This window comes from Haladaptatus sp. AB618, assembly GCF_024136965.1.
GTDB lineage: Archaea > Halobacteriota > Halobacteria > Halobacteriales > Haladaptataceae > Haladaptatus.
In genome coordinates, this window is record NZ_JAMYJX010000008.1 from 50,241 (window position 1) to 69,529 (window position 19,289).

Annotated in this window: 17 protein-coding genes; 6 read left to right on the forward strand and 11 right to left on the reverse strand. The window is 60.3% G+C overall.

All coding sequences use genetic code 11. The features are described 5' to 3' along the window. Positions 1 to 12: 12 nt before the first annotated feature. Complete coding sequence (locus tag NKF26_RS19955; RefSeq protein ID WP_253227834.1) at positions 13 to 726, forward strand: DUF2270 domain-containing protein; 714 nt, start codon at positions 13 to 15, stop codon at positions 724 to 726. Between the two features lie 147 nt (positions 727 to 873). Beyond that, positions 874 to 1,569 (forward strand): CHRD domain-containing protein, encoded by a 696-nt coding sequence (locus NKF26_RS19960; RefSeq protein WP_253227835.1) that lies wholly within the window; start codon positions 874 to 876, stop codon positions 1,567 to 1,569. Positions 1,570 to 1,997: 428 nt separating this feature from the next. Here NKF26_RS19960 and NKF26_RS19965 read toward each other — a convergent pair whose 3' ends face one another. Together NKF26_RS19965 and NKF26_RS19970 are read right to left on the reverse strand one after the other, a co-directional pair. Then, positions 1,998 to 2,360 (reverse strand): hypothetical protein, encoded by a 363-nt coding sequence (locus NKF26_RS19965; RefSeq protein ID WP_253227836.1) that lies wholly within the window; start codon positions 2,358 to 2,360, stop codon positions 1,998 to 2,000. 97 nt (positions 2,361 to 2,457) lie between these two features. Next, complete coding sequence (locus tag NKF26_RS19970; RefSeq protein ID WP_253227837.1) at positions 2,458 to 4,407, reverse strand: bacterio-opsin activator domain-containing protein; 1,950 nt, start codon at positions 4,405 to 4,407, stop codon at positions 2,458 to 2,460. A 263-nt stretch (positions 4,408 to 4,670) separates the two neighbouring features. On the opposite strand from NKF26_RS19970, the gene NKF26_RS24495 reads away from it, so the two are divergent. After that, positions 4,671 to 5,642: a CPBP family glutamic-type intramembrane protease gene (locus NKF26_RS24495; protein ID WP_253227838.1), complete on the forward strand. Its 972-nt coding sequence runs from the start codon at positions 4,671 to 4,673 to the stop codon at positions 5,640 to 5,642. A 5-nt stretch (positions 5,643 to 5,647) separates the two neighbouring features. Here NKF26_RS24495 and NKF26_RS19980 read toward each other — a convergent pair whose 3' ends face one another. Next, entirely contained in the window at positions 5,648 to 6,010 is a 363-nt protein-coding gene (locus NKF26_RS19980) for a hypothetical protein (protein WP_253227839.1), read from the reverse strand. Between the two features lie 221 nt (positions 6,011 to 6,231). On the opposite strand from NKF26_RS19980, the gene NKF26_RS19985 reads away from it, so the two are divergent. Next, positions 6,232 to 6,852 carry a TetR/AcrR family transcriptional regulator gene (locus NKF26_RS19985; RefSeq protein WP_253227840.1) on the forward strand — a complete coding sequence of 207 codons (621 nt, stop codon included), beginning with the start codon at positions 6,232 to 6,234 and terminating at the stop codon, positions 6,850 to 6,852. Positions 6,853 to 6,871: 19 nt separating this feature from the next. Here NKF26_RS19985 and NKF26_RS19990 read toward each other — a convergent pair whose 3' ends face one another. Further along, positions 6,872 to 8,470 (reverse strand): class I adenylate-forming enzyme family protein, encoded by a 1,599-nt coding sequence (locus NKF26_RS19990; protein WP_253234796.1) that lies wholly within the window; start codon positions 8,468 to 8,470, stop codon positions 6,872 to 6,874. Between the two features lie 145 nt (positions 8,471 to 8,615). On the opposite strand from NKF26_RS19990, the gene NKF26_RS19995 reads away from it, so the two are divergent. After that, entirely contained in the window at positions 8,616 to 8,780 is a 165-nt protein-coding gene (locus NKF26_RS19995) for a hypothetical protein (RefSeq protein WP_253234797.1), read from the forward strand. Between the two features lie 51 nt (positions 8,781 to 8,831). On the opposite strand, the gene dpsA is transcribed toward NKF26_RS19995, so the two are convergent. Beyond that, on the reverse strand, positions 8,832 to 9,377 hold the full coding sequence (gene dpsA, locus NKF26_RS20000; protein ID WP_253227842.1) for a DNA starvation/stationary phase protection protein DpsA: 546 nt from the start codon (positions 9,375 to 9,377) through the stop codon (positions 8,832 to 8,834). Between the two features lie 387 nt (positions 9,378 to 9,764). On the opposite strand from dpsA, the gene NKF26_RS20005 reads away from it, so the two are divergent. Further along, entirely contained in the window at positions 9,765 to 10,673 is a 909-nt protein-coding gene (locus NKF26_RS20005; RefSeq protein WP_253227843.1) for a hypothetical protein, read from the forward strand. Between the two features lie 16 nt (positions 10,674 to 10,689). Here NKF26_RS20005 and NKF26_RS20010 read toward each other — a convergent pair whose 3' ends face one another. From NKF26_RS20010 to NKF26_RS20035, 6 genes are all read right to left on the reverse strand, one after another. Then, complete coding sequence (locus NKF26_RS20010) at positions 10,690 to 11,160, reverse strand: universal stress protein (RefSeq protein ID WP_253227844.1); 471 nt, start codon at positions 11,158 to 11,160, stop codon at positions 10,690 to 10,692. A gap of 72 nt (positions 11,161 to 11,232) precedes the next feature. Beyond that, positions 11,233 to 13,977: a cation-transporting P-type ATPase gene (locus tag NKF26_RS20015; RefSeq protein ID WP_253227845.1), complete on the reverse strand. Its 2,745-nt coding sequence runs from the start codon at positions 13,975 to 13,977 to the stop codon at positions 11,233 to 11,235. 139 nt (positions 13,978 to 14,116) lie between these two features. Further along, a complete protein-coding gene (locus NKF26_RS20020) occupies positions 14,117 to 15,397 on the reverse strand; it encodes an MFS transporter (protein ID WP_253227846.1) in 1,281 nt (426 codons plus the stop codon). Positions 15,398 to 15,598: 201 nt separating this feature from the next. Next, on the reverse strand, positions 15,599 to 15,958 hold the full coding sequence (locus tag NKF26_RS20025; RefSeq protein ID WP_253227847.1) for a group 1 truncated hemoglobin: 360 nt from the start codon (positions 15,956 to 15,958) through the stop codon (positions 15,599 to 15,601). Positions 15,959 to 16,204: 246 nt separating this feature from the next. After that, positions 16,205 to 16,843 carry a helix-turn-helix domain-containing protein gene (locus tag NKF26_RS20030; RefSeq protein ID WP_253227848.1) on the reverse strand — a complete coding sequence of 213 codons (639 nt, stop codon included), beginning with the start codon at positions 16,841 to 16,843 and terminating at the stop codon, positions 16,205 to 16,207. Between the two features lie 34 nt (positions 16,844 to 16,877). Then, positions 16,878 to 19,196 carry a PAS domain S-box protein gene (locus tag NKF26_RS20035; RefSeq protein ID WP_253227849.1) on the reverse strand — a complete coding sequence of 773 codons (2,319 nt, stop codon included), beginning with the start codon at positions 19,194 to 19,196 and terminating at the stop codon, positions 16,878 to 16,880. Positions 19,197 to 19,289 lie beyond the last annotated feature (93 nt).

Sequence of the window (19,289 nt, forward strand, 5' to 3'; positions counted from 1 at the left end):
CAACTATCAACCATGGGGGAGCCAAACAACGAGTTCGATCCGGAGGAACGGGATGCCCGCGACGTCGCCGCGAAAGCGGGGGAGGAGCGTTCGGAGTTCATGTCGCTGATGCCGCACTACTACCGGGGCGAGGTATCGCAGATGTCCACACGGTTGGACAGGTTGGATCTCACCATCGATTGGGCCATCGCGGTCATCGTGGCGATGCTGGCGCTGTCGTTCCAGAGCACGGGCAGTCCGCCGTACTTCCTGTTGATCGGAATGTTCGCGCTGATGATGTTCCTGCTGTTCGACGTGCGCCGGTATCGAACCTACGACGCGACGCGGTCGCGGGTGCGGATGATCGAGGAGAACGTGTTCGCCAACGCGTTCGACCCGAAGGGGTCGGTCCACCGCGATTGGCGGGAAAAGTTGGGTCACGACCTTCGGGAACCGACGCTGAAGGTTTCGCTATGGGAGGCGCTGTCCCGCCGACTCAAACACGTCTACTTCCCGCTGGAAACGGTGCTGGTCGTTGCGTGGCTGTTCCGCATCACGGCCTTCGTCCCGAAAGAGACGCCGGTCGAGACGGCCGCCGTTCCCGGGATTTCGGGGGAGTTCGTCATCGTCGGCGTGCTCTGTTTCTACGTCGCCACTGCGCTCCTGACGTTCTGGCCGACGAAGCGGGAAGCCAAGGGCGAGTTCCACGGCGAGAAACCCGGCGAATGGAAGGTCGAACGGCGGTGATGGGTTTCGTTGCCCGCTTCGGACTCGTACCGATATCGTCACCACGCAGGAATTGATAGTTCATTTGTCTCTACGTTCTATATCAACGAGTCACAGGAGGCAACAAGGCATTAGTAAATTCGAGAGAATTCAAATAGTGGTCCCACAATGCCAGACAGTGACAAGCGTCAGACCCTCAAGTTGCTGAGTTTTGGAACAGTAGCCCTCAGCGGAATCGGTGCGGGAGTCGTCGCGGGGGACGGTACCAACTCGTCGTCTACTGACGAATCGGGTTCGTCCGCGTCCGATACCGGTAGCTCCGACGCGCAGGGTTCGATGGAACTGTTCAGTACGAGAACCATGATGGGAGAAGGCGAAGTCCCGTCGAACGACAGCGACGGGCAGGGCGTCGCCGTGTTCCGCCGAACGACGGACGGAACCCTCGACTACGGACTCCTCGCGTTCGAACTCGAAGCGCCGGTGACCAAAGCACACATCCACGTCGGCAAACCGGGTGAAAACGGCCCGCACGTCGTCAGCCTCATCGACGCTGATGCGACGGGAGAACAGACCGTGCACGGTGCCAACGCGATTGCCACGGGGGCGATTTCCGACGATGACCTCGTCGGGCCGTACGAGGAGTCGTCGCTCGACAAACTCGTTTCCGAGATGGCCGACGGGAACACCTATGTCAACGTTCACTCGGAGGCGTATCCCGAGGGAGAGATTCGAGGCCGACTCTTTTCCGTAAAATCGGTCGATGTCGGTGTCGAGACGACTATCAGCACGGATGAGGACGGCGAAACGGACGGAAACGGAACGCCATCGCTCGACGTGAGTATTATGAGTGAAGAATGCCAGTAATGAATCACTAAGCCAACGAACGTGTCGGTCCGTTCGTCTCGTTTTTCGACCGGCAGCGAGACAAGCATCAAGGAGGCTTCTATCGGCTTCGGTTCGATGTTAGTGAACGGACCGGAAATACACTCTCCGTTTCGTGGACGGATGGAAGCGTCGATAGGGTCCCCATAGAGACGTATGCAACCGTGGCGCGTTCATCCTGCCCTCGAAACAAGTATCCGGAGAACGATTCGGGATTTTTGAGAGTACAGACACAAATCGAAGCGCGAACGAGACGGCGTTCGATACGTTCACTCTAAGAGTTGAATTTCGACGATGTGCTCTTCGCCCCACTCCTCGGCGTGTTCTTCGTCGAGGGTTAACGCTTCCGACAGCTCTTCCACTTCTTGTTCGAACATGCAGATTGAGCAACTGACATGATATGGCAAGAGTCACCTCCGTTGACGGATCCCATCCACCTCTTCGGCAAGTAGTAAGTGGGAAACGAGAGGTTCGGGTAGTTTGCGGATTACGACGTGGTCCTCTCCAGGCGTGTAATCGATAATCCCGCTATCGGAGAGTCGTGGGAGATGATTGTGGTACAACGACAGTTCGATTCGATCGCGGGAATCGACTCCCTCCAACTTGACGAGTTCGGCGACGAGAGCACCGATCTGCATCGGACCGCTACGCGCCCGGATCGCGTGCAGTATCCGCCGACGTCGATCGTCGCTAAGCAACCGAAAGATGTCGGTAAGAGAGGAGCGCTCTATCGTGGCACAGTTGCCGGTGTTTTGAGACTGTGGTTTGCTCATTGTCTACTTCCACTTTGTTCGAGTTTGAAAAGTAGAAAGAGCCTCGATGACTAGTGTCATTCCGAACACAGACGGCGGAGGAGGCTAGACTACTAGGCTAGCGTGACGATGCATCGCTTCCCGTGACGAGTTCTGCCAGGACCTTTCGGGTTCCCTTCCGAATGTGCTGATAGAACGTCGCCGACGAGATTCCCAGCGTCGCGGCCAACTCTTCGCCCGTGACGTCTCGAGGGGAGTTGAAATATCCCGCGTGATACGCCACTTCGAGAATTTCCCACTGGCGGTCGGTCAACCGGTCGTCGAGGTTCTCGGCCGTCCCGACGTTCCGTCTCGGGCGATCGGTCGACTGTTTGGATCGAAATTTGGTCTCGGGGAACTCCCGTTGAAGGCCTTCGATGATGCCCCGCGTATCCGCCTCCGGCGCGACTTCCGCAACCAACGTCGCTCCCCCTCGTTCGACTTCCACCGTCCGTATCGTCGCCCCATACTCGGTGAGAGTGAGAAGGGGAGAGTTACCGGACAAGAGACATTCGATCGTTCCTCTGTTCCCCTGTTCACGGAGTACACGAGCGTCGTCGATACTCGGGTTCCGGTCGAGATGTTCACACACGCTAGTTGGCGGCGTGTCGGCCACTTCGAGATACGAGACGAAGGCACCGTCAGCCGTCGGCGTTAACTTGGATATCGAGAACAAGCAGTCCAACCGCTCGGAAAGCTCGACGAAGACGGCGTTCGGATCCGTACACCGAAATTCGAGTTCGACGACAGTATCAGCATGGAGAAGCCGCTGGTTTTCGGCGGCGTGAATCGTATGACCGATACGCTCGCCGACCTCCTGAAGGAGGTGTTGCTCGTGCTCGTCGAACGCAAACGGACGGCTCGAACACAACACCAAGACACCATAGACGGTGTCCCGGTACACCAGCGGAACGGCCGCCGAACTCCGATAGCCACACTGAACTGCACGCTCGTGCCACCGCTCGTACGTCGGATCGGAGAGGATGTCCTGAACGGCGTGGACGGTCCCGGACTGCAGCGCCCGACCTGCTGGACTGGGTTCGAGGTCGCTATCGTCGGTCGTAATCGTGACGTCAGAGAGTCGTTCGTCCTCGATACCCGCCCAAGTATGCGGCACGATATCGTTCCCGGGACCGTTGTTGGCGATCCAGGCGAAGCGGTACGCTTCGGAACTGGCGAGGCGATCACAGACCAACTGTTCGGCTTCATCTCGGGTCGATGCCCGTGTCAGGACTCGATTTAACGAACGGAGGCTTTCGGTGATCTGATGGTGTCGTTCGAGTTCGTTGCGCTGCCGACGAAGCGTTCGCTCACGTCCTTTGCGTTCGGAGATGTCGGTGTTGATAGTGACGAAGCGTTCGATGCTGTTTTCGGCGTTTTTGATCGGTGCTGTCGTCTGGTGAACGGTATAGGCTTCGCCCGACTTTCGCCGATTAACGACTTCTCCGATCCAGACGTCCCCTCCGTGGATCGTCCGCTGGAAATCCCTGTAGAAGTCGGCGGTGGTATCATCTGCGTTCAGAAATCGGGGGTCCTCGCCGATAGCCTCCTCGGCGGTGTAGCCCGTGATAACCTCGAACGCGGGATTGACGTATTCGATGGTGCCATCCACGTTCGTGAAATAGATCGAGTGCCTCGACTGTTCGATCGCCTCCCGGAAGGCACGCAAGTACAGTTCGTGTTCACGACGTTCGGTGAGGTCTCGCGTCACCTTCGTGAATCCCTCGAGTGACCCATCATCGTCGAAGCGGGCAGTGATGTTGACGTGGGCCCAGAAACGAGTGCCGTCGGTCCGAACACGCCACCCCTCGTCTTCGAAGCTACCGTTCTCGACCGCCAATTCGAGTTCCCTGTCCGGCCAGTTCACCGCTCTGGCGGCTTCGGGATAGAATACCGAAAAATGCTCGCCGACGATGTCGGTCTCTCGATACCCCTTGAGGTTCTCCGCACCGCGATTCCAACTGACGACGGTGCCGTCCGGATCGAGCTGGAATATGGCGTACTGTTCGACTGACTTGGTAAACGACATGTGTTGGTGAGTGCTGTTTGGATTCGTTCTCGAACTGTCTCGGCGACTTCTCGGTCACCCGTAATTCGGTCCGGTCGATCCACGCGACCGAACACGACCTCTCTCCGTTTCGAGAACGCAGGCTTCTTACCTAAAACTACAGTATTTCGTTCAATTTCTCGACGTTTTTGAGGGCAGAAGGGATGAGGGAGCTACGAAACAGGTTTGCCGCCACGGGTTTCGAACTCAAGGATTAACAGTCGGGTCGCCGTACTGTATTCACAGTGCTCACTTCGATAAAAGCGGTGTTCTGGAACGGGACGGACCGGCGGCTTCGGCTCCCGTGGCGGTTCGTCGTCGCCGGAATCGTCCTCGGAATCCTCTCGTTCGGGGTGATACTCGCGTTCAGGCCGATTCTCCGCCCCGTATTCGTCGGATTGGGACTCGGATCGTTCGGGCCCGGGGGACGGTTGTTGGTCCGGGTCATCGTCGAACTGATCGTGGTGTGTTCGTTCACGTACCTCGTCGGGCGGTTTCTCGACCGTCGTCGGTTCTCCGACTTCGGGTTTCATCTCTCGCGGTCGTGGTGGTTGGACCTCGGGTTCGGCCTCGTCCTCGGTGCGGCGCTCATGACCGCGATATTTTTCGCCGAAGTCGCGTTCGGTTGGGTTCGAGTCGTCGGCTATCTCCGAACCGCGCCGAACGTGTCGTTCGTCGGCGCGTTCCTCCTTTCGATACCCCTCTTCGTCTTCGTCGGTATCAGCGAGGAGTTGCTGATACGCGGCTACCTGCTGACGAACCTCGCCGAGGGGTTCCGCTGGTTTCGGTGGGTATCCGCGGACGCGGCGGTTGCGGCCGCGACGCTCTGTTCGTCGGTGGTGTTCGGCGTCCTGCACGTCTTCAATCCGAACGCGACGCTCACGAGTACGCTCGTCATTGTCCTCGCCGGTGTCATGCTCGCGTCCGGGTACGTGCTCACCGGCGAGTTGGGTATCTCCATCGGGTTGCACATCTCGTGGAACTTCTTCCAGACGAGCGTGTACGGGTTTTCGGTGAGCGGCCTTCGACTCCCGGTGACGCTCGTCGCTACCCGACAGGTCGGTCCGCGTGTCGTCACCGGTGGACCGTTCGGTCCGGAGGCGGGCCTCGTCGGCGTCGCCGCGATCTGTCTCGGCGTGGCGGCCATCGTCTGGTGGGTTCGGTTACGCGGGACGGACGGAGCGATTTCGTCCGTCTCGACCCCCGAACTCCGCTGAACGGCTCAGACGCCCGGAATCCCCAGCGCCCCCGCGGTGATGATGTCGAACAGCGCGAAGATGTAGAGGACGATGGCGGCCGCGAACCACGCGACCAGTCCGATGACGATGGCCGTTCCCCAGCCACCGGGATAGCGCCAGTTGATGACGCCGATCCACGCGATGAGTGCGAGCAGCGCGCCGATGATGGGAATCCACCCGACGAAGAAGCTGATGATGCCCCACACTATCGACCCGATGAGTGCGGTGATGATGGCGTGACCGTAGCTTCCCGCGCGGTCCGTCGTCACCCTCGCACCGACGTAGATGCCGAACCCACCGATGAGCAGGCTGACGAGGAAGATGATTATCGTATCTATCCACGCCATCCTACAACCTCCCTCCGCTTCGCCGGAGTTCTGTTTCGAGACGGCCAACTGTCGTGTTATATCGTTCCACTGTATTCCCCCCGAGGCTCATAACGTTCCCATCCATCGTGTGTCTGTCGGTTGTTCAGTTCGAGTTTCCGACATACGAGGGAATGTGAACTGTGCCGACGAAGGTTTCCTCGCCACTTATACCGACGGTTGCCGAATACCGACTAACCACGATGAACGAGCAGCGAGGAACGGAACAACGAATCAGGGAGGCCGCGTTTCGGGCGCTTGCGAAGCACGGATACGCGGACCTCTCCATCAAGATCATCGGCGAGGAGTTGGGACAGAGTCCGTCGCTCATCTACCACTATTTCGAGGACAAAGACGAGTTGCTCCTCTCACTGCTGGACGTGTTTTCGGAGAAGTTCGTCGAGAAGCAACTTCGGGAACGGACGGGCGACCCCGAAGCGGACCTCCGTTCCGTCGTCGATACGTTTCTCGACCCGACGCGACCGGAATCGGAGTCGGTCGTGATATCGTCGTCGGGGGACGAACCGGCAGTGTCGTCGGTTTTCATCGAACTGTGGGCGCAGGCGGCACGGAACGACGCGTATCGGGAGAAACTCACGGAGATAGACACCGAGTTACGGGACATACTCGTCCGAATTCTCGATTCGGGCATCGAGGATGGCACCTTCCGAGATGTCGATACGGAAACGACGGCGGAACACATCCTGGCCCTTCTCCTCCACGGGATGCACACCCGGACGACGACGAACAGGGACGGTGTGCCGGACACGATGCGGGAACTGATCGACGACATCATCGAGAACGACCTGCTCCGGAAAAACTGAAATCCGATAGCTTGGGCGACTACCCCTGGCCGATGAGTCGGTCCTCGTCCTCCCAGAACTCCTGCCGGAGTTGGTACTTCTGGACTTTGCCGGTCGCGGTTTCCGGCAGGTCGTCGTCCACGATGATCTTGCGCGGAATCTTGTAGCCCGCCATCCGCTCGCGGCAGAAGTCCTCCACGTCCGCATCGGACAGTTCGACGCCGGGTTTCGGGACGACGACGGCCGTCACGAGTTCGCCCCATTCGTCGCTCGGCGTGGGGATGACCGCCGCCTTGGCGATGTCGGGATGGTCGTACAACACGTCCTCGACTTCGATGGACGAGACGTTCTCGCCGCCCGAGATGATGATGTCCTTCTTGCGGTCCTGAATCGAGATCATCCCGTCCTCGTCGATGGTCGCGAGGTCGCCCGTGTGGAAGTAGCCCGGCAGACGGTCGTTGAACGCCTCGTCGGTCGCCTCCGGTTTGTTCAGGTATCGGTCCATCACCTGATTGCCGCGGACGACGACTTCGCCCATCGTCTCTCCATCCGGGGGAACGTCACTGCCGTCATCGTGAACGACGCGAACGTCGGTGCAGATGACCTCGCTCCCCTGTTTGACCTTCAGGGAGCGCCCGCGTTCGGCGAGGCGGCGCGGCGAGTTCGACGTGGTGATGATGGGTGCGGTCTCGGTCAACCCGTAAATATGGATGATGCGCCACCCGATGTCGTCCTCGACGGTTTCGATGGTCGCCGTCGCGGGGGCGCTTCCGGCCGTGGCGATGCGCAGTTCGCGGTCGCCCGTCGTCCCTACGTCGGGGTTGTTCTCGTTGAACGCGATGACGCGGTTGAGCACCGTCGGCGCGCCACACATGAACGACACGTCGTAGTTTCGAATCTTTTCGAGCGTGCGCTCCGGGGTGAACTTCCGGAGACAGACGTGCGTAGCGCCGGTTCCGGTGATGGCGTAGGTGTGGCCCCACCCGTTGCAGTGGAACATCGGGAGCGTCCAGAGGTAGGTGTCGTCGTCCCGAATCTCCATGTGCTGGTTGAGCACGATGGCGTGCCAGTGTTCGGTGCGGTGGGTTCGAACGACGCCCTTCGGGTCGCCCGTGGTTCCGGACGTGTAGTTGATGCTCGCGTCGTCGTCCTCCGAGATATCCGCCCGCTCCGGCGCGTCGGCCGACGCCTCGTCCACGAGGGTCATGTAGTCCTGCCAATCGCCATCGATTCTGTCCGCTTCGTAGCCGATGAAAAACTCGGCTGGCACCGAATCCCGAACCGCTTCGACCTTTTCGGCGAAGTCGTAATCCGCGATGACGACCGACGCCTCACAGTCGTTGAGGATGTACTCGTAGTTAGCGGGCACGAGACGGTAGTTCATCGGGACGTACACCGCGCCCAGATGGTTGGTCGCGTACAACGCTTCGAGGAAGTAGTGGGTGTTCGACGCCAGCATCGCCACGCGGTCGCCCTGTTCGACCCCGAGGTCCGCCAGAACGTTCGCGAATCGGTCGACCCGCTCGCTGAATTCTTCGTAGGTGTACTCCGTACCGTCGTCCGCGATGACGCCGACCACGTCATCGTAGCAGTCAACGGCGCGGTCGAGGAAATCCAACGTCGTCATTTCCTTCTTCATGAACTGTCATGTAGATGGTTTTCGGAAGAGGGGGTAAAGATTTCGACTCTTGGTAGCACCCCACAGAGACGAAAATGAAATCGGTGGGATACATCCCGAACGGGAATCGAACCCTTTTTCTTTTAGGCCACCCTAAAAATCTCCGATGGCTGTCAACTCACGGGCCGTTGACGAAACGACCACCCCCTCCCGATCGACGACTCCGGATATCGATCTCTGCGAAACACGGCCCGAGCGGTTCGTTTTCATCGAAGACGGAAACACGGATGGCTGGATCGCAACGGATACTGTCGTCTCGTCGTTGCGGTAATATTCGACAATTCGACGAAATCAAAAGCGAGACGATAGAAGAGCGACGGAATCAGTGCGTCGCGGATTCGAGGACGAGCGTGTCGTCTTCGAGGTAGTGGGCGATGGTGTGCGCGTACTCTTCTAGCTCCACCAGTTGTTCTCGAAGCATTTCTTCAGTCGCGTAGTCGCCCAGTCCGTTCGCGAGTTCGATGTGGTCGCGGTAGCTCTCGATGATGTCGCCGTACATTCCGAGGTCGTGGCGGAGCGAAGTCCGAATGTCGTACACGTCCTCGTCCTCGGGTTCGACCGTCGCGGCCGCCGAGAGAGTCGCCATGCTGGCGTGCGGGACGCCACCGATCGCCTGGACGCGCTCCGCAACCGCATCCGCGGCCTCCTCGACTTCCTCGTACGCTTCCTGAAGGAAGAGGTGGATGTCGTGGTGTTCGGCCCCTTCGACGTTCCAGTGGTGCTTGTGTAGTTGATGGTAGAGCACGTACGCGTCCGCGAGGTCCGTGTTCAACGCGTCGATGATCTGTTCTGCCTTCGCCTCTTCGAGGCGAACCGGGTTCTCCTCGACCGTACCGGCCTTCTGACGGACTTCCTCTTGAACACTCATTGCAACTACTACTCCGTGGTCCAGCCACATATATCTTTTCAAAGGAAAACAATTTTTTTGGATGCCCTAAAATTATTTGGACGTTGTCGGGGTCGATGCACCCGTTTTCGAAGGGATCACAACCGCCGTTTACGACGGTTACGAGGACTCTAACGGTGATAAACCGATCTGAATGACGAAAAAGGTGAGGGGGGTGATGGAAGCATCCGAACCGTGTCGATATACGCACCATTTATACATCGAACAAAACACTTTTAGGTTTTTAGGCTAGCCTAAAACCATGGAACAGGGCAACGATGAAACGGTGGACACGCGTAGCACTTCCGCCTCACACCGCCGGAGGACCCCAACGAACGCCGATTACACGGGAACGCGACGGACACACGCATGGTAGGACACACGCTCCACGACATTCGCCGAAGCGTCGAATCGCTCGAAACGGACGACGGTGTATATCACATCATCTGCGCCCGCACGGGGACCAGCCCGGTTCCCATCGCGGGACGACGGTTCGACAGCCGACACACCGCACGGGCGGCACTCCGCTTCGCCGAACAGTATCGAGCAGCGCTTCGTCGGTACGACCCACAGCTACCGTACCACGACCTCATCGTCTGCGAGGCACCGGAAACGTACGCCCTCGTCGGAGAGACGGCCGGAGACACGACAGCGCTGGCGCGACGGAAGGACGAATCGACTGCGGACGGTTCGGTTACCGACCGACAGCCGCTCATCGATTTCTGTCACGACGTTACCGGCGCGCTCTTCGAGACGCTCGCGGACGAGGGATACGAGCGCGTAGAGCGTGCGGTGATGGACGTGTATCTGGACGCCGCGGAGTCGGTCGCGGACCGGGACGAGTTCTGTCTCGTGCTGCTCGAAAGCATGGTCGTCGAGTTGACCGACCAGTTGTCCGCGGACGAACAACACCACGTCCTCGAAGCCGCGTCGAGACGAATGCCGCCGGTCGAAGACGACGGGAGGACGATAGAGACCGCCCTTCAGCGTCTGGTTTCGGTGTCCATCGCGGCCGACTATCACCTCACTCCCCTGGACGACACGTCGTCATCCCGCGGATGGCTCGTCACGCTCTCCGAATACGCGCTCGACGGGGACGAACGCTACCTTCCGACGCTTCCGCTCGCCATCGAACTCAACCGAATCCTTCCCGATCCGGTGTCGATAGAGTGGGCTCGGGCGGTCGATACCCACGATTGGGAGCTACGATTGTCGACACGCGACCCCACGAAATCCACCGACACCGGCCACCTTCGGGCGACGATCAGGGATACCTGACGACGGGCGGAACAGATCACTTGACGATCAATACCGGAACCGATGCCCGCCGCGTGACCGCTTCGGCGACGCTCCCGAGCATGAGACGGGTCGCACCGGACCGACCGTGACTTCCGAGGACGATGCGGTCCATGTCGTGTTCCTCCGCGTATTCGACGATGACGTGTTTCGGCTCGCCGAATTCGACGGCGGTCACTAGCGTGACGTCGAACTCGTCCGCGAGTTCCTGTGCCGCGTCGAACAGGTTCGTTGCTTTCTCGTGGGCGGATTCGTACCACTCGTTCCAGTACTCCATCGAAACGGACCCCGGCGGGGCACCGTCCGTGAACTTCGGTCGCATGACTTCGACGATGTTGAACCCGGATCCGATGGGGTCCATGACGTACAACACCGTGACCGTGGTATCCGGATAGTCCGAAAGCGCGACTTCGAGCGCTTTCGAGGACAACGGGGAACCGTCTATCGGGACGAGGATTCGTTGTGCCATGGGGACTATACGGGACCGTTTAGGATAAGCGATATCGGCGGGGAAAACCGACGGTCGGAATCTATTGCGGGTTCATCCGAGCGTTCGTTCGGCGACCGTCGTGACGATGACGAACGCGACGGTGCCGAGTGCGATCCAGACCCAGTGAGCGGCCGAGACGGGAAACACGTCGAACAGGGCGTTCAGCGGCGTATAGAGCACGAGCAGTTGGAGACCGAACGACACGGCGACGGCGGCGATCAGCCACGGGTTCGAGAACGGGGATTGGTTGTATCGGGATCGGATGACCTGGATGACGACCATCTCGACGGTGACGATGAACGTGAACAGCAGGGTCTGTGCCGTGACGAGCTCACGGACGGCCGCCAATCCGTAGAAGAAGACGCCCAACCCGATGACCGTCATCGTGAGACCGATCGAGACGATGGAGAACACCATGCGACGGTCGATGACACCCTGACCGTCGTTCCGTGGGGGTCTGTCGAGGATGTTGGGCGCTTTGGGGTCGGTTCCGAGAGCGAGCGCCGGAAGGCCGTCGGTCACGATGTTGATCCAGAGCAGCATGACCGGCGTCAGGATGAGCGGATCGGCTTCGGCCGCGAACAGGTCCGGAAAGAGGAGCGTGCCGACGAAGACGCCGAAGAAGACGGTGAGGACCTCACCGGCGTTCGCGGACAACAACAGGTTCACGAACTTTCGGATGTTGTCGAAGATGGCACGCCCCTCGGCGACGGCGTCGCGGATGGTGACGAAGTTGTCGTCCAGCAACACCATGTCCGACGCCTGTTGAGCGACGTCGGTGCCACGGATGCCCATCGAGATACCGACGTCGGCGTTCCGGAGTGCCGGTGCGTCGTTGACCCCGTCTCCCGTCATGGCGACGGTGTGTCCGTTCCCCTGAAGCGCCTGAAGGATCCGGACTTTGTGCTGGGGCGATACGCGAGCGAAGACGTCGACACGCTCGACGACGTCACGCAGTTCGTCGTCGGAAAGGGCTTCGACATCCGCGCCGACCATCGCCGTCTCCGAATCGAACCCGATGTCCCGGCCGATGGCTTTCGCCGTGTCGAGGTTGTCGCCCGTCGCCATGACGACCCGTATTCCTGCGTGCTGACAGTCCTCGATAGCCTCCGGGACTTCGTCCCGAGGCGGGTCGATCATCCCTTGGAGACCGAGAAATACCATGTCCCGTTCGATATCCTCCGGGTCCGCCTCGGTGTCATCGACCGACCGAGCGGCGAAGCCGAGCACCCGGAGCGCGTTCGAAGCGAACCTCCGATTCCGCTCGAGGATTCCCTCGCGTTTCGGGTCCGTGAGTTCCCGAACTTCCCCGTCTTCGAGGAATCGATCACAGCGTTCCAGAACCACCTCCGGTGCCCCTTTCATGTAGGCGGTCGGGGTCGAATCGACATCGACGGGGTCGCCGTGCGAAAGGACGGAGAGCGATTCCCGGGCGACGACCGTCATCCGCTTTCGCTCGGAGGAGAACGGAATTTCGCGGAGACGCTCGTGACCGGGACTGACGTTCGACTTCGCGGCGGAGACCAGAAGGGCGACCTCGGTCGGGTCGCCGTAATACTCCTCGTCCGCGGAGTTCGGCGTTCGTTCGGCGTCGTTACAGTACGCCCCGCAGGACAGGAGGGGTGTGAGTTCTTCGGCGTCCGCACGTTCGCCGTCGCGTCGAAACTCGCCGTCCGTCGAGAGGCCCGTTCCGGTGACGTCGTAGGCAGTGCCGTCGAAGTACACCCGCTTGACCGTCATCTGGTTCTCGGTGAGCGTCCCTGTCTTGTCGCTCACGATGACCTCGACGGAGCCGAGGCTTTCGACCACCGGGAGTCGTCGGACCAGCGCGTCGCGGTTGAGTATCTTTCTCGACCCCAGCGCCAGCGTCAACGTCACGACCGCCGGTAACCCCTCGGGGACCGCCGCGACTGCCAACGTGATTCCGGTCAGCAGTATCGAGAGCCACCCCGCGGCAGTGAACACGAATTGGGTGGCCGCGATGACGAGAATCAGCGCGACGATACCGAACCCGATCCGTTTTCCGAGTTCGTCCACTTCCTTCTGGAAGGGTGTTTCCCGCGGTTCGGCCTCCTGAATCTCGGTCGCGATGTCGCCCACTTCGGTGTCCATCCCCGTAGCCACGACGACGGCCCGCCCCCGACCTTTGATCGCGGTCGTATTCATGTACACCATGTTGTTCCGTTCGGCCAGCGGCGCGTCTGCGTCGACGGTCCCCGATTCCTTGGTGGCGGACGTGCTTTCGCCGGTGAGGGCGGCTTCGTTCGTCTCCATCGCCGTCGATTCCACGAGTCGCGCGTCCGCCGGAATCACTGACCCCTGCTCGATGACGACGATGTCGCCCGGAACGACGTCCGCGGCATCGACGGTGACGGTCTCCCCGTTTCGGAGTACGGTCGCGTTCGGCGTGGAGAGTTCCTGCAGGGATTTGATGGACATCTCGGCTCGGTAGTCCTGCACGAACCCAAAGAGACCGTTCGCCAGCAAGATGAGCAGTATCAGGGCCGCCTCCTCGTATTTGGGGGTTGTCCCCGGGAGCACCCCGACCGCGACCGAGAGGAGGGCGGCGAATATCAGCAGGTAGATGAGGAAATCCTGAAACTGGGAGAGAAACAGTCTGTATGGCGAAATCCCGGCTTCCTGCTCCAGTTCGTTCGGTCCGAACTCCGCTCGTCGGTCCGCGGCGTCATCGTCGGTCAACCCCCCCTCGTCCGAATCCAGTCGCTCGAAAACGCGGTCGCGCGGTTCGCTATACCACTCGGTCGGTCCTTCTTCCGAGAGTTCAACGGCGTTCATCGGTCACGGATGGTTGGAAACGGCGCGTTCGACTGTCGATATCCGTCGGATACAAAACATATATCACCGCACGTTTGCGGTCGTGAAAGAGCTTTGGTGGTTTTCTCGGGAGGCGATTCCTCATCCAACTGCCTGAAACTCAGTCGTCGCTCGGCACCGAAATCGGACGTTGGGTGTCGTTGCCGCCGAGCAGCGTGAGCGCGCCGATGAGAGCCGTTGCAACGACCAGTAGCACGCAGACGAGGTACTCCGTGGTGTAACTGAACTGGACGGCGAACGGGAGGGCGACGAGCGGGCCGACCGTCGAACCGAAGTCGCCGAAGACGTTGTAGACGCCCCCCAGTTTTCCCACATCGTTTTCAGGGCTGATGTCGCCCAGATACGCGAGCAGGGGAATGTTCACGGCCTCGACGCCGATACCGATGACAGCCACGCCGACGAACGTCCCGGCAAGCGTCGGAACGAAGGCGAGAAGGCCGAAACCGACGGCGAGGAAACCGAGCGACGGAATCGAGACGAACGCACGGTTCGACACGCGGTCGGACGCCGGACCGGCGACCAGCGTCGTAGCGCTGGAGAACAGCACGCTGACGGCCATCACGACGCCGCTGATCCCGGTCGCGTCGAGAAAGCCGATGTGGATGCCGACCGCCGCGGCGTACTCCACGACCGTCGAGAGGAGTACCCCGGCGAAGAGGAATCGGACGACGAAGTTCACGAGTCCGACCGAGAGGATGCGAACGTCGGAGGTGACGATGCTCGGTATCTCGCGCAGTCCGGTGTCGGTTTCGACGGCGGGTTGGAGGTCGGGTAGGACGAGGAAAGCGACGAACGCGGCGAACAACCCGGCGACGCCCGCGACGAGAAAGGCCGGGGTGAACCCGTATATGTTCGCAACGAGTCCGCCGACGACGAGTCCGGTTGGAAACCCGAGACTCTGCCCGCCGCGCAGGTAACCCGTCCACTTGCCGCGGTTTTCCGTCGTCGTGACCTTCGTCACGGTGCTGAACGCGCCGACGAAGACGAACGCCGACCCGATTCCCCACAGCACGCGCGACCCGGCGAACGTCGTGGCGCTCACGGCGGTCGCCGTCAGCGGAAGCGCGCCCGCGAGACCCTTCGTCCACGCGGCCGTCAACCCGAGGACGTAGCCGAACGGCGCGAGTCCTTGCAGGACGAACCCGACGAGCATGGGTCGTCGAGTGCCGAAGCGGTCGAGAATCGTTCCGGCGGGCGTGTTCAACAGCATTCGGGTGAATCGGTTGATGGCGAGGATGATGCCGACGGTCAGCGCCGAAAAACCGAGTAGTGTGCCGAGTCGTGGCAACGTCGGAAAGGCGACGCCGCCGCCGATGCCGCCGAAGAAGACGCCCGCGATGAGACTGAGAACGACGGTTTTCGTGTCGTGGTCGGAACTCACTCCGCGATCACCGTCACGTACGTTTCCGGGGTCGGTTCGTTTCGGGAAAACGAATCTGCAGTCATACCTAAACTGAGCCGATTGAGAGGGATAAACGGACGGTTTACGGCAGTTTCGTCGGACGGATACCGTGTGGAAAGTCCGAAGAGTCGGCGGTGTTTTCGAACACCACACCCACGGAGTCCGTCCCTGAAGAGTCCGTTATCGACCGAGAATAGGGTCTTTGAGCGCGACGACTTCCGCCATGATCGCCTCGACGTTGTCGTCATCGACGCCGTTCGTTCGAAGCGCGTTTTCGAGATGTTCGCCGACGGCATCGAAGTCGGGTTCGTCGATGTCGAGATGGTCGTGCGCCTCGCGCATGTCCGCACCCGTATACTCGACCGGACCACCGGCAACCGCACTGATGAACTGGATTTGATGTGCGCGTAGTTCTTGCATGTCCATTCCCTCGAAGTAGGGAACGAGTCGCTCGTCGGACAACACGTGGTCGTAGAAGTCCGTGACGACCGCTTCGACCGCACTGTGACCACCGATTTCCTGATACACTGATTGAGACATCGTGTCGTTACGAATGTCGGCGGGGATTTCGCATACGGTTGGTCACTACCATACACGGGTTTATTTAATTGGGTGTGAATTGATAGCAAGTGAAACGTGAACGAGGGACACGGTTCACGGTTCGTGACTCGCCTCGACGGATTCGTGGACCGCGTCCGGCCGGTTCGTGGTTCACGTTCGACGGGTTCGACGGGTTCAATGGGTTCGCCGATTATTGGACCGGTGATTCATCCGCCGACGGCGGTTTCAGGACGAAAGGATTTGGTCGAGCAGTTTCGTCTGTGCGACCGAGAGGTGTTCGAGGAACGTGGCGACCGAAATCCCGAGTTCGGTTGCGACCTCCTCGGCGGTCGCCCCTTTCGGCGATGCGAAGTACCCCATTTCGTGGGCCGTTTCGAGCGCCTCGTACTGGCGGTCGGTGAACGCTGTACGGTCCACGAACAGCAACGACCGCTCGTCGGCGGCCGCGGACCGTGTGAGCCGATTCACGGTCACGTTCCCGCAGCACGACCGCAAGTCGGTGACGACACCACGGAGCGTTTCGAGGTCGGGCGCGATGAACGAGAGGACGAGTCGGCCGGAATCCGCCCGGAGGGTCCGAACGGGACAACCGTGATCCGGCACGCGCTGACATGGACACTCGTCTTCGTGCGTGTACCGATACACCGATTTCGTCTCGTCGACGAACACTTCCTCGACCGCCGCCGGTTCCGTTCCGGCGTCGTCGGAGCGGTCGACCGTCAGTTCGCCGACGACTCCCGTCGCCGTCCGCGTGGCGTGTTGGTCCACGCGGAGGGATTCGATTTCCAACTCCTCGCTGATCGACGAGACGGGACATCCACCCGCGTCGCTCACCGCGAGTTGGACGTGAATACCGGAGGTCATATCTAAACCTATCCCCCGCCGACGGATAAATAACTCAGTACCGCCCCGCCGAACTACTGCCTTCCGTGACGCCGCGGATTTCGAATCTGGCACCGCCGCTCGTGGAACCGACCACGTCTATCTCCCACCCGTGGGTCTCGACGCACTCGGAGACGATGGTGAGTCCGTACCCCGTCCCGTCGTTTACGGTGTGGCCGTAGTCGAACACCTTGGACCGTTCGTCGAACGGAATTCCCGGTCCATCGTCCTCCACGAAGAACCCGTCGGAGAGCCTCCCGACGCGTATCTCCGTTTCGGGACCCCCGTGTTCGACTGCGTTCCGAAACAGGTTCTCGAACACCGTTTGGAGTTGGTCTTCGTCGGCCAACACTACCGGCATCGCCTCGTCGATGTGGAGGGTCGCATCGAACGTTTTGACGTGACCCCACGCCCGGTCGATGACGCTCGGAAGGGAGACGCTGCTCGGTTCGATGGTCGCCTCCGTGTTCTGCGCCATCCGCAACAGGTTGTGGATGATCCGTTCCATCCGGTCGTGTGCGCGCTTCACCTCCTCGAAATCGCTCTCCTGCCCGTTTATCTCGGCCTCTGTCAGATACATCTGTGCGATGGACAACGGGTTCCGAAGGTCGTGTGAGACGATGCTTGCGAACTGCTCCAATCGGCGTTCACGCTCCTTTCGCTTGGAGATATCGTGGAAATAGACCGAGAGACCCGTCTCCGACGGGTAGGCGTTTATCTCGATCCAGATACCGAGCCGTTCGTAGTTGAGTTCGAATGTGGTCGGCGTTTGGGTCTCCATCGCGGCGTGGAACTCCTCCCACAGGAGCGTGTCGCCGGTGTCGGTAAGCACGTCCCAGAACCGCTTTCCGAGTACTTCGTCGGCGGACTCCGACAGAATCTCCTCCGCACGGTCGTTGACGTGCGTGAACTGCCACTCGTCGTCGAGCGCGAAAAAGGCGTCCGAGACACGGCCGAGAATCTCGCTCAGTTCGGTTTCGAGTTCGCTCCGTCTGCGTTCGAGTTCGCGCTCCCGCTGTTTGAGTTCGGTGATGTCCTCGCCAGCCGAGATGATCCGTTCGAGTTCCCCGTCGGGACTGTACACGGGGGCGGCGCTGACGGACAGCCACAGCCGTTCGCCGTTCGGCTTTTCGATGGCGATTTCCTCGTCGTGCATCGGATCGCCCGTAGCGTGAACGCGCGCGGCCGGTGACTCCTCCGGAGGAAGGGGATCACCGTCCACATCGAAGAGACCCCACTCGTCGGCGTTCTCCCGTTCCGCGATCATTTCGTGTTCGGATAAGCCGAGGAGCTCCTGTGCTCGCCGGTTTGCGAGCCGTATCGTCCCGTCCGCATCCTGCACCGAGATGGCGACCGGTGACGTTTCCAACAGTCGTTCGGTCTGATTTCGCTCACGTCGGAGTTGCTCCGTTCGCTCTTTCTGTTCGGTGATGTCGTCGATGGCGTACACGACACGACCGACCTCGTCCTCGGTATCCTCGATAGGGGAGACGTTTATCGAGAGCCATCGCGGGTCGTCGCTTTCGGGACGGAACTGACAATGGAAATCGACCACGGGTTCACCGGTTTCGATCACCCGTGTGAACGGGTCGTCTTCGAGCGGAATCGGCTCGCCATCCACATCGTAGAGGTCCCACGACGTGGCCGTGTACTGCTGCAGTTCCGATTCATCGATTCCGAGACGATCGGAGATCCAGGAGTTCGACCGCAAGAAGGTCCCGTCCGACGAGATGACCGAGATACCGACCGGGACGATTTCGAGCGCCTGTTCGATCAGGTCGCGTTCCGACTGGAGACGTTGTTTCGCCTCCCGACGCTCGGTCATGTCCCGAGTGACTTTGGTGAACCCCCTGAGGCTCCCATCGTCGTTCCAAAGGGACGTGATGACGACGTTGGCCCAGAACCGCGTGCCGTCCTTCCGAACCCGATAGCCCTCGTACTCGGTACGTCCTTTCTCGACTGCGATTTCGAGGTGGTGTTCCGGAACGCCCGCCTCCTCGTCTCCCTCGGTGTAGAACTTCGAGAAGTGCTCGCCGATGACTTCGTCGGCAGTGTATCCCTTGATCTTCTCCGCACCCTTGTTCCACGTCGCGATGTACCCGTCAGGGTCGAGCATGAAAATGGCGTACTCTTGGACTTCATCGATCAACGACTGTAACTGCGTGTCCTCCTGTTCGAAGTCGGCCGGACGCCACCAGACGCGAGTTTCCGGGGAAATCTCCTTGGAGCGTACGACCCCCTGCTCCGCGAGTTCTTCGAGCATCGCCGTACCGACATCCGAACCGCATCCCGCTTCCCTCGCAAACTCTCGTGCCGAGAACGGCTCCCCCCCCATTCCCGATCCGGTCGAGGGCTTCGAGGGTTATTTTCTCGGGATTCATACACTTCCTCTCTGACGGACGAGCATAGTATTTTCCTTGCGCATCGC